We start from the raw sequence: 14,312 nt of genomic DNA, 5'->3' as shown, positions 1-14,312 counted from the left end.
GGAGGTGGCCGGATTCGGTCTGGTCACACTTGCGGTTGGGGCATCGGAGTACCCGTTACTCTGGCGCCGTGAACGAAAGTCCGGGGGTTGCCGAGCAGGTCGAGCCGCGTATTCCCGATCCCGGCCATCTGGAGCGCCAACGACGCCGGCTGACCGCGGCCGTCGGATTGTTCGTCGTCTCCGCGGCCGTCGCGCTTCTCGCGCACTGGTGGCACGGGTTCATCGACCTGCAGGTCTACCGCAACGGCGCGCGGGTGTGGCTCGACGGCGGCGACCTCTACGGCCCGATGCCGCCGGTCCACGGCCTCGGCCTGCCGTTCACCTATCCCCCGCTGGCCGCGATGTTCTTCGTCCCACTGGCCCTGATGCCGCTGGTGGTCGCCGAGGTCGTCGTCCTGTCGACCTCGCTGGCGAGCCTGGCGATCGTGCTGTGGCTGGTCCTGATTCGCGTGCGTCCCGAGCTCGACCGGATCTCGGTCCTCACCGTGTTGATCGCCGGGCTCGGCCTGGCCCAGTTCCTCGAACCGGTCCGCCAGACCTTCAACTTCGGCCAGATCAACCTGATCCTGATGGCCGCGGTCACCCTCGACATTCTCGTGCGCAAGCCGTTCTGGCCACGCGGGATGCTGATCGGCATCACGGTGTCGATCAAGCTGATTCCGGCCGGCTACCTGCTGTATTTCCTGCTCCGCCGAGACTGGAAGGCCGCGGCCACCATGGTCGCGTCGGCCGCGGCCGCGGTGGGCGTCGGCTTCCTGCTGTTCCCGAAGGACTCGGTCGAATACTGGTTCCACACCGTCTCCGACACCGGCCGCATCGGCACCCCCTACTTCGCGGGCAACCAGTCGATCAAGGGCACGCTGTTCCGCCTCGGCATGGACGAATCGCTGGCGACGGGCCTGTGGCTCGGCCTGTCCGCGCTGACGATCGCGCTGGCCTCGGTCTGGATGTACCGCCTGATCGGCGCGGGCAACGATGTCGGCGCGCTGCTGGTGAACGCGGCCGCGGTGTTGTTGGTCTCGCCGGTGTCGTGGTCGCATCACTGGGTCTGGGTGGCGCCCGCGCTGGTCGTCGCCGTGAGCCTGGCCGTGCGCCGCCGCTCTCGCGCCTTCACCACTGTCGTCATCTTGTTCACACTGATGTTCATCGTCGGCCCGCAGTGGGTTCTGCCGCATTCGGGCGACAAGGAACTCGCCTGGGCCTGGTGGCAGCAGATCATCGGCAGCAGTTATGTGTGGACCACGTTCGCCGTGATCGTCTTCGCGGTGATCACCTACCGCCCGGCCCGGAAGCCTTCGGCTACCTCGGAACTCGCGACGAACTGAGCCGGGCCGAGCCGGTCAGTCCGTCGCTTCCGGGGTCAGGAACGCCGCGAGAGCCGAGGCATAGGCGGGCACATCGGCCGCGCCCATGAGTTCGCGGCACGAGTGCATGGCGAGCTGGGGTGCGCCGACATCGACGGTCGACATCCCCGTGCGGGCGGCCGTCATCGGGCCGATGGTCGAGCCGCACGGCAGGTCGGCGCGGTGGACATAGCGCTGCAGCGGCACGTCGGCCTGCGCGCAGGCGAGCGCGAACGCGCCCGCGCCCGCCGCGTCGGTGGCGTAGCGCAGGTTCTGATTCACCTTGAGCACCGGTCCACCGCCGACCTCGATGCGGTGCGCGGGCTCGTGCCGGTCCGGATAGTTCGGGTGCGTCGCGTGTGCCATGTCGCCGGAGGCGACCACCGAACCGGCGAGCGCGGCAAGGTAATCGGCACGCCCGCCACCGCGGGCCAGCACGATCCGCTCCAGCACCGCGGGCAGCAGATCCGATTGCGCCCCACGGTCGGACTGGCTCCCGACCTCCTCGTGGTCGAACATCACCAGCACCGCCGTCGCCGCTCCCGGCTCGTCGGCGGCCGCGAGGAACGCCTGCAATCCGGCGTAGCAGGTGCCCTGGTTGTCGAGCCGCGGCGCGCTCACCAGATCGAGATCGCGGCCGACGATCGTGCTCGACGCGAGGTCGTGGGTCATGAGTTCCCAGCCGAGCACATCGGCGCCGTCGACCCCGGCCCGCTCGGCGACGAAGTCCAGGAACGACGCGGGTGCGTCGCCGATCCCCCAGATCGCGTTCACGTGCCGTTGCGGGTCGAGGGTGACCCCGCGACGGTCCTCGGACAGGTGGATGGCCAACTGCGGCACCCGCAGGATCGGCTCGTCGATGCGCACCAGCACATCGCGCATCCGCGCGCCCTCGCGCACACTGAGCCGCCCCGAGAGACCGAGCTCCCGGTCCAGCCAGGAGTTCAGCCAGGCCCCGCCGTACGGCTCCAGCCCGACCAGCTGCCATCCGGACCCCGCGAGGTCCGGATGCTGCTTCACCCGCAGATTGGGGCTGTCGGTATGCGCGCCGACCACCCGGAAGGGAGCGGCGGGCACCGCGTCGTAATCAGCCCACGCGATCAGCGAACCACCGCGCACCACATAGTGTTTGCCGCCCGCGTCGTCCCACGCCGACGCCTCGGTCAACGGTGTGAACCCGTTGCCGTCCAGCTCGGCCGCCACCGTCGCACACACATGGAACGGCGAGGGTGACGCATCGATGAAGGCACACAATCCGCTGGCCGTGGCCGCTGTCAAGGAAACCGGCATCCTGCGATCCTAGGCACGATGCCGCGCCCCGGCATCCCGCCCCGGAATACCGCGCTCGGATCAGTCGTCGCGTTCGGCGACAACCGCGAGCGCGGCCAGTAATTCGCCGTAGCGGCGAATTCCGAGGCGCGAGCGCAGTTCGTCCTCCGCGAGCTTTTCCTGCGCGCGGATCCTGGCGGCCAGTTTGGCGCCGAGGCTGCTCAGCCCGATCAGGATCCGACGCCGATCGTCGGTGGCGGCGACCCGGAAGATCAGCCCGCGTTCGGCCAGATTGTCCGCGTGCCGGGTGGCCGAGGACGGGGCCAGCCGCGCCTGGGCGGCCAGTTCCGACATCGTCATCCCGTCGTCGGTGGACAACTGCGACAGGATCGCCCAGTGGTCGGCCGTGAGATTGTCAGCCGACAGCGCCGATTCGAGCCGACCTACCCAGTTTCGCTCCGCGGAGCGCAGGGCCCCGTGCAGCGTGGAATACCCACTTGTGATGGACACCGATTGCATTCCCACCTGCCGAGAAATTCATTAGAACAATCCTGTTCGCGCTAGGCGATAGAGTACAGAGTGCCTTTCTACGGTCAGAGCCGGGAGGAAACGGTCGAGATTCTCTCGATCGTCCCCACGCAGGGCCCCGGTGGGATCATCGCACCATCGTGTACCGCCGCGATTTCCCTGGCTGTAGACGAAATCAATAGCGGCACAGGAATTCTCGGCCGAGAAATACGCCTCACCACCATCGACGGCGGTCGCGAACCACACGAGGTAGCGGCCGAGGTTCAGGCCTTCCTGGCCACCGGAATGGTCGGTGCGATCACCGGCTGGCACACCTCCGCGGTGCGCCGGGCGGTCGCCACGGCCGTGGACGCCCGCGTCCCCTATCTCTACGCCACCGATCACGAGGGCCTGCCCGACGAACGCCCCGGCGTCCTACTGGTCGGCGAACACCCCGACCACCAAACAGTTCCCGCGGCGGCCTGGATGGCGCGCGAATTGGGGGTGCGTCGCTGGGCGGTGATCGGCAACGACTACATCTGGCCGCGCCGAACAGCTCGCGCCCTGCGCCGGACCCTGCCCAACCCGTACGACATCATCCTCGAGCACTATGTCCCCCTCGGCACCACCGATTTCCGCCGTTTCCTGGAGAACCCCACGCTGCTGCTCGCCGATGCCGTCCTGATCCTCATGGTCGGCGCCGACACGGCCCGCTTCAACCGGCAGTTCACCGCCACCGGCCTTCCCGCCGTGATGCCCCGCCTGAGCCCGGCGGTCGACGAGAACGTCCTACTCAGCGCGGGCCCGTCGGCGAACACCAACCTCTACGTGGCCTCGAGCTTCTTCCTCGACAGCAACACCGCCGAGGGCCGATCCCGGCGCGCCCGTTACCACCGCCACCAGGGCCGATTCGCGCCGGCGCTGACCACGTTCAGCAACTCCACCTACGAAGCGATCCACCTGCTGAACGCCATGTCCGAAGCAACGGGCACCCTCGACGTGGAAACCATCTCCGCGGCGACGGAAACCGGTCTGGTGCTGGACGGACCGGCCATCCGCCGGGGTTTCCTGGGCAATCAAGCAGTCGGCCCCGCCCACCTGGCAATGGCGAACGGGGTCGACTTCGACATCATCGACACTCTCTAGTGTCGAACGGGGACTACCGAGTTATCAGGCCCCGACAAAACTATCGATCACCGAGAAGAACATTCCGAGACCGTCGTCGCTGGGCCCGGTCAATGCCTCGGTGGCGTGCTCGGGGTGCGGCATCAAACCGACGATCCGCCCGTCGGCCGAGGAAATCCCGGCGATCCCGCGCTGCGATCCGTTCGGGTTCTCACCCGCGTACCGGAACACCACGCGACCTTCGCCTTCGAGCTCGTCGAGCACCTTCTCCGAAGCCTGGAAACGCCCCTCGCCCGACTTCAGCGGAACAAGGATCTGCGCGCCCGGCTCATACCGCGAGCTCCACGCGGTATCGGTCCCCTCGACCTTCAACCACTCGTCGCGGCAGATGAAGTGCAGTCCCTCATTGCGGGTCAGCGCGCCCGGCAGCAGCCCGGCTTCGCACAGCACCTGGAAGCCGTTGCAGATACCGAGCACCGGCAGCCCCTGTCCGGCGGCGCGCACGACCTCGCCCATCACCGGTGCGAACCGTGCGATCGCCCCGCACCGCAGGTAGTCCCCGTAGGAGAATCCACCGGGCACGATGACAGCGTCGACACCCTTGATATCGGCATCGGCATGCCACAGGCTCACAGCCTCGGCGCCGGCCAACCGAACCGCGCGAGCGGCGTCGACATCGTCGAGCGTGCCGGGGAAAGTAATAACGCCAATGCGAGCGCTCACGAGACCCGAACGACCTTCCAGTCCTCGATCACCGTGTTCGCCAGCAGCGCCTCGGCGATCTGCTCGAGCTGGGCGTCCGACACACTGTCGTCCACCTCGAGCTCGAATCGCTTGCCCTGCCGCACATCCGAGATCCCGGCGAATCCCAAACGCGGGAGCGCGCCGACCACGGCCTGCCCCTGGGGGTCCAGAATCTCGGCCTTCGGCATGACCTCGACCACGACTCGTGCCACGCGTTGCTCCTCAAGTGGTGTGTGGGTTACCTCAGAAATCCTAGTTGACACCGACGTCGTGCCCGCGTTCCGGGGTCACGGCGGCTTAGCATCGGGTATGCGCATCGCCCACTTCGGACATTCCTGCATCCTCGTGGAACTGCACGGCGTAAAAGTGCTGTTCGACCCCGGCACCTTCGCGCACGGGTTCGAGGGCATCACCGGCTTGGACGCGATCGCGGTGACGCACCAGCACCCCGACCACATCGATCCGAACCGGATCGGCGAGCTCATCGAGCACAATCCCGGTGCCCGCCTGCTGTCGGATCCGCAGACCGCGCAGCAGCGCAGCGAGGGCTGGGAGCCGGTTTCGGCTGGTCAGGTGCTCGATATCGGCGAGTTACAGATCACCGGCGGCGGTGGCAGGCACGCGGTGATCCATCCGGAGATCCCGGTGGTCGACAACACCGTCTTCCAGCTCGGCACCGCTTCGGACCCCGCCCAGCTGGTCCACCCCGGCGACTCGCTGTGGGTGCCGCCGGTCCCGGTGGGCGTGCTCGCCATCCCGGCCGTCGCCCCGTGGATGCGGATCTGGGACACCGTCGACTACCTGCGCGCGGTGAATCCGCGCACCGCGATCCCCATCCACTTCGGCATCGTCGAGCCGTCCGCGCAAGGCATCTACTTCGGTCGATTGAGCGACATGGCGCCGGCCGGCACAGAATTCCGGGTGATCGACCCCGAGGACCAGGGCCACTTCTAGGTCAGGGCGCCGGGATCGACGATCCGAAACTGCCCGAACCGCTACTGCTGCCGCCGCCGGAGGTGCAGCCCTCGACGACCAGTTGCTGCGGAGTGGGCAGCCGATCCGGTGCGCTCGGCCCGGTCTTCACCCGGTAGTAGAGCGTGAGCTTGTTGTCCACCGGAGTCGGCATGTCGGGCACCGCGCGCAGGTCGACGGTCCGTGCGGTCACTTCCCCGGCGGGCTGGGCATTGCGGTTGTAGCCCACCGTGGGAGGGTTGAAGACCGGAACGCCGTCGGCCACCCCCGAGGTCAGCGGCGGATCACCGACCCACCGGGCGATCGGCCACGGAACGCCGTTCACCGCGCGCCACGGCGGCGGCATGTCCGCGACGGGGCCGGTGGCGTTCACCATCGCCGGGTCGTTCTCGGCCTCGAACCACCAATCCGGTTGATAGTTGCGCGAATTGGTGTAATTGGTCAGCGTGAGGGTGAAGGAGCAGTTGGTGTGCGCCTCCCCGACGAGGCTGATCCCACCGGTCTGCGCGGCGGCCGAACCTACGCCGGTCACCGTTCCCGCTGCCAGTACCGCGCTCGCGAACAGGGTCCCGGCGCCCGCGCGAATCCACTCGTTGCTCATGGCCCACCTTCCGATGCGGCCACCACGACCTTCGCGAATGCCACCCTCGCCGCAGTAGCTGAACCTAATCCGTGTCGGCGAATTCTCGGCGAGCACCGCCGCGACCAGGTCGAATCGACGCACGTCCGTGACGGGATGACCTTCCTCATCGGGATGTGCTCAGGCGCGGTAGCTGGTCAGGAACAGCGCTTCGGCCAGTGCCATGTGCTCGATCTCGCTGGGGTCCACGCTCTCGTTGGGCGCGTGGATCAGGCACTTGGGTTCCTCCACCCCGATCAGCATGATCTCGGCCTCCGGGTAGGTGTCAGCGAAGACGTTGCACAACGGGATCGACCCGCCCTGCCCTTCGGTCGTCACGTCGCGACCGTAGGAGGTCGCCATCGCCTTTTCCATGGCCGAGCGGGCGGGGCCCTGTGTGGACGCGACGAACGGCTCGCCGAGCGCCTCGACCTCGATGTCGAGTTCGGCGTTCCACGGCACGTGCGCGCGCAGGTGCTTCTCCAGCAGGTCACAGGCCTGCTTCGGCTCAGTACCCGGCGGAATGCGCAGGTTGAGCCGGGCGCGGGTGCTCGGCTGGATCGCCGCCGACGACCCGACCACCGCGGGCACGTCCATGCCCAGCACGGTGAGTGCGGGCCGCGCCCACAGCAGGTCGGACACGGTTCCGTCGCCGAGCAGGTCGACACCGTCGAGCACACCCGCGTCCGATCGGAAGTCCGCCGACGGATACTGCGCACCCGCCCACTTCTGATCGCCGGTGAGCCCATCGATCGTGGTGTTGCCCTCGGCATCGCGCAACGACGACAGCAGCTGGATCATCGCGGCGAGCGCGTCCGGCGCCGGTCCGCCGAACATCCCCGAATGCATGGGACCCTCGAGGGTTTTCACCGTCAGCACCACATTCACCATCCCGCGCAGGGTCTGGGTGAACGTCGGCACCCCGACAGCGAAGTTGCCGCAGTCGGCGACCACGATCGCATCCGATCGCAGCAGTTCGGGATCGGCGACGACGAACTTCTCCAAGCCGCCGGTACCCTGCTCCTCCGAACCCTCCGCCACCACCTTGATCCCGATCGGGAAGTCGGGTCCGATCGCGCGCAGGGCCGTGAGATGGGTGACGATATTGCCCTTGCAATCGGCCGCGCCGCGCCCGTACCAGCGCCCGTCCTTGTCGGTCAGCGTCCAGACCGGCGTCTTCCACGCGGCATCGTCGAGCGGGGGTTGCACGTCGTAGTGGCAGTACAGCAGCACCGTCGGCGTGCCGGGCGGCCCCGGCTTCGACGCGATGACAGCCTTACTGCCGTCCGGCGTCTCGTGCAGGCCGACCTCGGTCAATCCCGCCGCGGCGAACGCGTCGGCCACCCACTGCGCCGTCTGCTCACAGCCTTCCGGCGGAAACTGGCGCGGGTCGGCGACTGATTTGAACGAAACGAGCTGGGCCAGATCCTTTTTCGCCTGTCCCATCAGTCCGGAAACCTTGCCGCGCAGCGCCGTCACATCGTCGGTCATCTTCGGGCCTCACTTCGTGGTGTCGTCCAGCTTCAGGGTTTCGAGATGCGAAAGGTAGTCCTGCAGACGATCCGGGCAATAGGTGGCGATCGTGATCGCCACCGCCTCGGCGGTATCGCGCGGGCCGATCACCGGACGCTGCCCCGGCCCGGCCGCGCCGTTGGTGATCGAGGCCTGGTATTTCGCCTTGATCATCGGCGAACTCGGGTCCTGGCAGACCGACCCGCCGTCCTCCCCGAGCGCGTCGGCGATCACCTTCGTCTCCGGCGCGGGCAGACCCGCGGCCACCAGATTGTTGTGCAACTGCTCGGCCTTCGCGGTTGCCTGCGTGCTCTCGCGGATCGCGCTGAAGGTGAGGAGCCCGATCAGGGCGAACACCACGAGCAGCACACCGGTCGTGATGTAGATCCAACGTCGCTTGCGCTCGGGGGCGTCTCCGGTCGTCATGCCTGCTGCCCTTCCGGTACGTCGAACTTCCAACTCTCCCTGCGGTTTCGGTAGAACAGGTACGGAATGAGCAGCCCGACGATGCCGAGACCGCCACCGACGATGAGCAGGTACACCCACGGACTGCCCGAGCCGAACTGCGAGGGCGGCACGAAGCCGATCGTGAACGCGGCGATCGAGGAGGCCGCGCCGAGCGCGCACAGCGCCATCAGCGCGGGCGCCCGATAGCCGCGCGGGTGTTCCGGATGATCTCTGCGCAGCTTGGCGGCCGCGGCGAACATCAGCACATACATGATCAGATACACCTGCGTGGTGATCACCGACAGAATCCAGTACGCGCTGGAGACATTGGGGATGAAGGCGTAGAGCAACGCGATGAACGTGGTGAACACGCCCTGGGCCACCAGCATGTTCTGCTGCACGCCGTGCTTGTTGAGCCGGGTCAGGAACGGTGGCAGATACCCCTCGCTGCGCCCGATCAGCAACAGCCCCTTCGACGGTCCGGCCAGCCAGGTCAGCATCCCGCCGACCGCGGCGGCCACCAGCGCGATGCCGACGATCGGGGTGAGGAAGCCGATTCCGAAATGGCTGAAGAAGGCGTCGAAGGCCTGCATCACGCCCGCGGTGAGACTCAAGCTGGCCGAGGGGACGACCCAGCTGATCGCCAGCGCGGGCAGGATGAAGATCACCAGCACCAGGCCCATGGCGAGGAACATCGCCTTCGGGAATTCCTTGGCCGGGTTCTTCAGCGATGACACATGCACCGCGTTCATCTCCATGCCCGCGTAGGACAGGAAGTTGTTCACGATCAGCACGAGGCTCGCCAGACCGGCCCACGCGGGCAGCAGATGGTCCGAATTCATCGGCGCGGCAGAAGGATTACCCTGCGCGAGGAACACCAGGCCGAGTACGACCAACAGCGTGCCGGGAATCAGGGTGCCGATCACCAGGCCCATACTCGACAGGCCTGCCACCGTTTTCGTCCCCTGCGAGGACACGTACACCCCGGCCCAATACACAGTGATGATCACGATCGCCACATAGAGACCGTTGGACGCCAGCGACGGATGAATGATGTACGCGAAAGTGCTTGCTACATAAGCGAGCAAACTCGGATAGTAGAAAATCGTCATGGCGAATTGGCACCAGACGGCAAGGAATCCGAGCGGCTTACTCAACCCCTCGCTGACCCATTGATACACCCCGCCCTGCCATCCCGACGCGAGTTCCGCGGCGACCAGCGAGGTCGGCATCAGAAACAGAATCGCGGGAATGACGTAAAGGAATACGCAGGCCAATCCGTAGACGGCCATGGTGGGCGCCGATCGAAGACTGGCCACCGAACTCGTGGTCATCAGCGCCAAGGTCACCCAGGACAGATATTTCGTCGTAGTCGCGGCTTTCGTCGCGGTGCCCGTCATCAGCGCTGCCTCCTGCTGCGTTTACACAACTAGCGGAAACCACTCGATCAACTGATGAATGATAAATCGCGTAAGGAGGTATCTGGGCCACCGCCGCGCGTTGATCGCCATTCCACGCGCGGCGGCGGCCCGGTCAGGCAGCCCTGGCCGCCGAGTAGGGCTCCCAGCGGTATACGTCGCTGTGGGCGCCGTGATAGAGCGCGAGATCGACCGCGTCGAACATCGCCTGGCGCGGCCCCGACCGCTGCAACTGCGCCGCCGACACCGCCAGGCGCAGTACTCCGCCGCGCCGAGCGGTGCGCGCCGCGCCCATCACCAGCGCCCGGCACCACCACGGTTCGGCCCGGAATCCTTCGCCGATCCCGTACACCCGAGCACGTTGGGCCACATCACGTTCCAGGTCGAGCATGCTGGTGAGCCCGAAGGCCATCCGGAACCCCACGTCGGGCAGCGCCGCCAGCGCACCGGAGGAGGCGTCCCAGCGCGGCGCGGCGAACAGCCGGGTGCGCAGTTCCACCCGCTCCATCACCCGATCAGCGGCTTTGAGCCGCAACGTCGCCTCGTGCCGCGGCAGATCGGCGAACTCCGCGCGCCGGGCCTTGGTGGCGGCCTGGTCGTAGCCGTGCAGCACGATCGCGTCGCCTTCGAGCCGACGTCCGCGCAGCCACGACTGCGTCGCCGGATCGTCGACCAGTCGATACTTGCCCTTCAAACGCGGCGCGACCAGCAACGACAGCCGCACGCCGCGCGCGTCCATCTCCCCGGCGAATTCGATCGCGGCATCGCGAGTCGTATCCCGGATCCCCGACACCGAAACGATCAACTCAGCGTTCATGCACCAACGGTGGCAGCCCGAGGTGACGCAGGCGTGCTGCCCCGATGACGCCCCGACGAATTTCGGCGCACCACTCACCACCCCTGCCAGTGCAATACCTCCTCGCGCGGCACCCGCACCGCGGGTTTGAAATCGGTCCCGATGGTGAACGCGAGCGGCAGGAACGCCGCCAGCATGACTTCGTCGTACGGCACACCGAGCACCGCGGCGAGTTCCCGTTCCAGGGGTGCCTGCGCGGTGGTCCACACGGTGCCCAATCCGCGAGCCCGCGCGGCCAGCATGAAGCTCCACACCGACGGCAGGATCGAGCCCCACGTGCCCGCTTGGACTTCCACCGAGGCGCGATCGGTACGACCCTCCACCGCCGGGATGACGAACGCGGGCACCCGGTGGATATTGGCATTCAGGTAGCGCAAGCCGTCGAAGACGCGCTCGGTGGAGCGCGGGGACACATTCATCCGCTCCGCGTCACGTGCGGTGAGGGGTGTCCCCTGGCTGAGCGGCAGCGAGCGCCGGAAGATATCGGCCAGCTCGCCACGTCGCGCCTTGTCGGTGACCACCAGGTAGTGCCAGCGCTGGCGGTTGCGCCCGGTCGGCGCCTGCGTGGCCAGGTCGACGCACTCTTCGATGAGCGAGCGGGGCACCGGCCGATCGAAGTCGAGCCGTTTGCGCACCGCGCGGGTGGTCGACAGCAGCTGGTCCGGGGTCAGATCGAGAGTCATGGGCGCTCCTCGTGCCACGCAGGAATCGTCTGGCAGCGGACAATCTGTGCTCAGACGATTCAGACGGTAGAGCGCTAACCGTCTGCCGTCAAACAATCTGTTCACAGATGATTTAATGGATCGCATGCCGCCCAAGCCCACCTATTTCCCCCAGCTCGCCGCCGAACGGCCCGACATCGCCCTGTGCCGGGCATCGACGGCGGTCGCGCGCGCGGCGGAAGCGCACGCGAGCGCGCAGGGCCTCGGCGTCGGCCAGCACCTGGTGCTGAAGATGCTCGCCGAGGTCGGCGCCTGCTCCCAGCAGGCCCTCGCCGAGGAATTGCGCATCGACCGCAGCGTGATGGTGACCGTCTGCGACGATCTCGAATCCTCGGGATATGTCCGGCGCGAACGCAATCCGCTCGACCGCCGCTCCTACGCCGTCACCCTCACCCCCGAGGGAAGCGACCGCCTACACCGCGTCGAGGCCGCTACCCCGGCCTTCCTCGACGACACCTTCGCCGCCCTGACCGGCGCCGAACGCACCCAGCTCACCACCTTGCTCGGCAAACTCCTCACCCCGAAACCCCTGCCCTGACAAAGAAATGGGCCCCGGCCGAAGCCGGGGCCCATTTCGATCACGCGTCCGCGAGACCTACTCGGTCGAGCACCCACGCGTACTCGAAGCCGACTTCCTTCCACTTCTCGTAGCGTCCGCTCACCCCGCCGTGGCCCGCCGTCATCTCCGTTTTCAGCAGCACCTCGTTGTCGCCGGTCTTGGTGGCGCGCAGCTTGGCGACCCACTTGGCCGGTTCCACGTAGAGCACGCGGGTGTCGTTCAGGCTGGTGATGGCCAAGATGGCCGGGTAGTTCTTGGCCTCGACGTTCTCATACGGCGAGTACGACTTCATGTACTCGTAGACGTCCTTGTCCGCCAACGGGTTCCCCCACTCGTCCCACTCGATCACCGTCAGCGGCAACGACGGATCGAGGATGGAGGTGAGGGGGTCGACGAAGGGGACGTTGGCGAGGATGCCGTTGAACAGCTCGGGGGCCAGGTTGGCGACCGCGCCCATCAGCAGCCCGCCCGCGCTGCCGCCGTCGGCGATCAACCGGTCGGGCGCGGTCGCGCCGGTGTCGATGAGATGGCTCGCGCAGGAGACGAAGTCGGTGAAGGTGTTCTTCTTCAGCAGCGTCTTGCCGTGCTCGTACCAGAGCCTGCCCATCTCGCCGCCGCCGCGCACATGCGCTACCGCGAACACCATGCCGCGATCGAGCAGCGACAGCCGCGAGACCGAGAACGACGGATCGATGCTGGCCTCGTAGGAGCCGTAGCCGTAGAGCAGGGTGGGTTTCGGCCCGTCGGGCAGCCCGCTGCGCCTGATGATCGAGATCGGGATCCGGGTGCCGTCGGCGGCGACGGCCCAATCACGATGCTGCTCGTAGTCGTCGGCGTCGTAACCGCCGAGCACCGGCTGTTCCTTGCGCAGCAACAGCTCACCGGTGGCGGGCACGTAGTCGAACACCTGCATCGGCGTGATGAACGAGGTGACTCCCACGCGCAGCGTCGGCTGCTCCCACTCCGGGCTCGAACCCGCGCCGGCGGAGAACAACTCGAGGCCGAAGTCGAGCTCGGTCAGCTCACCGAAGCCGTCCGGGGTGAGCGGCCACACCGAGAGGCGCGGCAGCGCGTCGCGCCGGTAGCCGAGCACCAGGTGGTTGGCGAAGGCGTCGATGTCCTCCAGCCGCACGTCCTCACGATGCCCGATCAGGGTCGTCATGTCCGACGGGTCGGTGGCGGGTGCGACGGCGAGCACGAAGTTCTCGGCCTTCACCCCGTCGACCACATCGTTGTGCAGGATCAGGAACTTGTCCTCGCCCGCGATCACCGCGTGCTCGGCCGAGTACTCCACGCCTTCGCGACGCGGCAACAGCACCCGGAACTCGCCCTCGGGGTTGTCCGATTCCAGGACCCAGCCCTCGGTGGTGATCTTGGAACCGAGCCAGACCATCAGGTACTTCTCGGAGCGGGTCGCGCCGACGCTGACCCAGTAGCGCTCGTCGGGCTCGTGGAACACCGTCACATCGGCGTCGGAACCGGTGCCGACGCGGTGGCGCCACACGGTGTCGGGGCGCCAGGACTCGTCGACGGTCTGATAGAAGATATGCGTGCCGTCCAGCGACCAGGTCGCTCCCGGGGCCGCGCCCGCCACCTCGTCGGGCAGCATCTCGCCGGTGCGCAGGTCCTTGATCCGCAGCGTGTAGCGCTCGTCGCCGGAGCTGTCGACGGAGTAGGCCAGCAGGTTGCCGTCGTGGCTCAGCGAGAACGCGCCGAGCGCGAAGAAGTCCAGACCCTCGGCGAGGATATTGCTGTCGAGCAGGACCTGCTCACCCTCGATCGCCGAGCCCGCTTCCAGCTGCGGCGGCGTCCACGCGTCGATACCCTCGGCTTTCGCGTCGACCGGACAGCGGCAGTGGACGCCGTACTGTTTGCCCTCGAAACTGCGCGAGTAATACCAGTAGTCGCCCAGCCGGGTCGGCACCGAGAGATCGGTTTCCTGCGTCCTGGCCTTGATCTCGTCGAAGATCTTGTCCCGCAGGGGCTGCAGCTGGTCGGTCTGCGCCGCCGTGAAGGCGTTCTCCGCCTCCAGATACGCGATGACCTCGGGGTCTTCCTTGTCCCGTAGCCACTCGTAGTCGTCGACGAACGTGTCACCGTGGTGGACCCGCTCGAAGGGCGCCCTCTTCGCGATCGGCGCCGACACAGTCTCATTCTCGCCAGCCATTGGTCCACCGTAGCCGCCCCACTCCAACCGGGCCCGCCAACTCGGCCGCGGG

The 14,312-nt window shown here is 67.3% G+C and carries 15 protein-coding genes; 4 read left to right on the top strand and 11 right to left on the bottom strand.

Going from position 1 to position 14,312, the window contains the following annotated elements:
* Nucleotides 1–68 precede the first annotated feature (68 nt).
* The gene (locus QX204_RS01025; protein ID WP_301904768.1) at nucleotides 69–1,325 is read left to right on the top strand and encodes a glycosyltransferase 87 family protein; all 1,257 of its coding nucleotides are present in this window, start codon (nucleotides 69–71) and stop codon (nucleotides 1,323–1,325) included.
* 15 nt (nucleotides 1,326–1,340) lie between these two features.
* On the opposite strand, the gene QX204_RS01020 is transcribed toward QX204_RS01025, so the two are convergent.
* Both QX204_RS01020 and QX204_RS01015 read right to left on the bottom strand, forming a co-directional pair.
* Nucleotides 1,341–2,633, bottom strand: coding sequence for a M18 family aminopeptidase (locus QX204_RS01020; protein WP_301904767.1), 1,293 nt, complete (start codon nucleotides 2,631–2,633; stop codon nucleotides 1,341–1,343).
* Between the two features lie 60 nt (nucleotides 2,634–2,693).
* Nucleotides 2,694–3,131, bottom strand: a complete 438-nt coding sequence (locus tag QX204_RS01015) for a MarR family winged helix-turn-helix transcriptional regulator (protein ID WP_301904766.1) — start codon at nucleotides 3,129–3,131, stop codon at nucleotides 2,694–2,696.
* Between the two features lie 60 nt (nucleotides 3,132–3,191).
* Between QX204_RS01015 and QX204_RS01010 the strand changes: the two genes are divergently transcribed.
* Nucleotides 3,192–4,265 carry a substrate-binding domain-containing protein gene (locus QX204_RS01010; protein WP_301904765.1) on the top strand — a complete coding sequence of 358 codons (1,074 nt, stop codon included), beginning with the start codon at nucleotides 3,192–3,194 and terminating at the stop codon, nucleotides 4,263–4,265.
* Nucleotides 4,266–4,289: 24 nt separating this feature from the next.
* Here QX204_RS01010 and purQ read toward each other — a convergent pair whose 3' ends face one another.
* Both purQ and purS read right to left on the bottom strand, forming a co-directional pair.
* Nucleotides 4,290–4,967 (bottom strand): phosphoribosylformylglycinamidine synthase subunit PurQ, encoded by a 678-nt coding sequence (gene purQ / locus QX204_RS01005; RefSeq protein WP_301904764.1) that lies wholly within the window; start codon nucleotides 4,965–4,967, stop codon nucleotides 4,290–4,292.
* Nucleotides 4,964–5,200 (bottom strand): phosphoribosylformylglycinamidine synthase subunit PurS, encoded by a 237-nt coding sequence (gene purS, locus QX204_RS01000; RefSeq protein ID WP_056818769.1) that lies wholly within the window; start codon nucleotides 5,198–5,200, stop codon nucleotides 4,964–4,966. The genes purQ and purS overlap by 4 nt, the downstream gene beginning before the upstream one ends.
* 97 nt (nucleotides 5,201–5,297) lie before the next feature.
* On the opposite strand from purS, the gene QX204_RS00995 reads away from it, so the two are divergent.
* Entirely contained in the window at nucleotides 5,298–5,942 is a 645-nt protein-coding gene (locus QX204_RS00995) for an MBL fold metallo-hydrolase (protein ID WP_301904763.1), read from the top strand.
* 1 nt (nucleotide 5,943) lies between these two features.
* On the opposite strand, the gene QX204_RS00990 is transcribed toward QX204_RS00995, so the two are convergent.
* From QX204_RS00990 to QX204_RS00965, 6 genes are all read right to left on the bottom strand, one after another.
* Nucleotides 5,944–6,561, bottom strand: coding sequence for a hypothetical protein (locus QX204_RS00990; protein WP_301904762.1), 618 nt, complete (start codon nucleotides 6,559–6,561; stop codon nucleotides 5,944–5,946).
* A gap of 159 nt (nucleotides 6,562–6,720) precedes the next feature.
* Complete coding sequence (locus tag QX204_RS00985) at nucleotides 6,721–8,070, bottom strand: dipeptidase (protein WP_301904761.1); 1,350 nt, start codon at nucleotides 8,068–8,070, stop codon at nucleotides 6,721–6,723.
* Nucleotides 8,071–8,079: 9 nt separating this feature from the next.
* The gene (locus QX204_RS00980) at nucleotides 8,080–8,517 is read right to left on the bottom strand and encodes a hypothetical protein (protein ID WP_301904760.1); all 438 of its coding nucleotides are present in this window, start codon (nucleotides 8,515–8,517) and stop codon (nucleotides 8,080–8,082) included.
* Nucleotides 8,514–9,938, bottom strand: a complete 1,425-nt coding sequence (locus tag QX204_RS00975) for a glutamate/gamma-aminobutyrate antiporter GadC (RefSeq protein ID WP_301904759.1) — start codon at nucleotides 9,936–9,938, stop codon at nucleotides 8,514–8,516. Before QX204_RS00975 ends, QX204_RS00980 begins: the two co-directional genes overlap by 4 nt.
* Before the next feature lie 133 nt (nucleotides 9,939–10,071).
* Complete coding sequence (locus tag QX204_RS00970; protein WP_301904758.1) at nucleotides 10,072–10,773, bottom strand: DUF2334 domain-containing protein; 702 nt, start codon at nucleotides 10,771–10,773, stop codon at nucleotides 10,072–10,074.
* 74 nt (nucleotides 10,774–10,847) lie between these two features.
* Nucleotides 10,848–11,495: a nitroreductase family protein gene (locus tag QX204_RS00965; protein ID WP_301904757.1), complete on the bottom strand. Its 648-nt coding sequence runs from the start codon at nucleotides 11,493–11,495 to the stop codon at nucleotides 10,848–10,850.
* A gap of 124 nt (nucleotides 11,496–11,619) precedes the next feature.
* Here QX204_RS00965 and QX204_RS00960 point away from each other — a divergent pair, with 124 nt between their 5' ends.
* Entirely contained in the window at nucleotides 11,620–12,072 is a 453-nt protein-coding gene (locus tag QX204_RS00960) for a MarR family winged helix-turn-helix transcriptional regulator (RefSeq protein WP_301904756.1), read from the top strand.
* A 40-nt stretch (nucleotides 12,073–12,112) separates the two neighbouring features.
* Here QX204_RS00960 and QX204_RS00955 read toward each other — a convergent pair whose 3' ends face one another.
* Complete coding sequence (locus tag QX204_RS00955) at nucleotides 12,113–14,260, bottom strand: S9 family peptidase (protein WP_063004828.1); 2,148 nt, start codon at nucleotides 14,258–14,260, stop codon at nucleotides 12,113–12,115.
* Nucleotides 14,261–14,312: the final 52 nt, after the last annotated feature.

The sequence above is a fragment of the Nocardia sp. PE-7 genome (assembly GCF_030486425.1).
In the GTDB taxonomy this organism is placed as follows: Bacteria; Actinomycetota; Actinomycetes; order Mycobacteriales; family Mycobacteriaceae; genus Nocardia; species Nocardia salmonicida_A.
The sequence above is the reverse complement of the archived record's forward strand: the minus strand, read 5'-3'. Positions and strand labels throughout refer to the sequence as shown.

Bases quoted from the DNA above. Each gene is read 5' to 3' on its own strand.
- QX204_RS00955 (WP_063004828.1), bottom strand. From the start codon at position 14,260: ATGGCTGGCGAGAATGAGACTGTGTCGGCGCCGATCGCGAAGAGGGCG.
- QX204_RS00970 (WP_301904758.1), bottom strand. From the start codon at position 10,773: ATGAACGCTGAGTTGATCGTTTCGGTGTCGGGGATCCGGGATACGACT.
- QX204_RS00960 (WP_301904756.1), top strand. From the start codon at position 11,620: ATGCCGCCCAAGCCCACCTATTTCCCCCAGCTCGCCGCCGAACGGCCC.
- QX204_RS00985 (WP_301904761.1), bottom strand. From the start codon at position 8,070: ATGACCGACGATGTGACGGCGCTGCGCGGCAAGGTTTCCGGACTGATG.
- QX204_RS00980 (WP_301904760.1), bottom strand. From the start codon at position 8,517: ATGACGACCGGAGACGCCCCCGAGCGCAAGCGACGTTGGATCTACATC.
- QX204_RS00990 (WP_301904762.1), bottom strand. From the start codon at position 6,561: ATGAGCAACGAGTGGATTCGCGCGGGCGCCGGGACCCTGTTCGCGAGC.
- QX204_RS00995 (WP_301904763.1), top strand. From the start codon at position 5,298: ATGCGCATCGCCCACTTCGGACATTCCTGCATCCTCGTGGAACTGCAC.
- QX204_RS00975 (WP_301904759.1), bottom strand. From the start codon at position 9,938: ATGACGGGCACCGCGACGAAAGCCGCGACTACGACGAAATATCTGTCC.
- QX204_RS01015 (WP_301904766.1), bottom strand. From the start codon at position 3,131: ATGCAATCGGTGTCCATCACAAGTGGGTATTCCACGCTGCACGGGGCC.
- QX204_RS00965 (WP_301904757.1), bottom strand. From the start codon at position 11,495: ATGACTCTCGATCTGACCCCGGACCAGCTGCTGTCGACCACCCGCGCG.
- QX204_RS01020 (WP_301904767.1), bottom strand. From the start codon at position 2,633: ATGCCGGTTTCCTTGACAGCGGCCACGGCCAGCGGATTGTGTGCCTTC.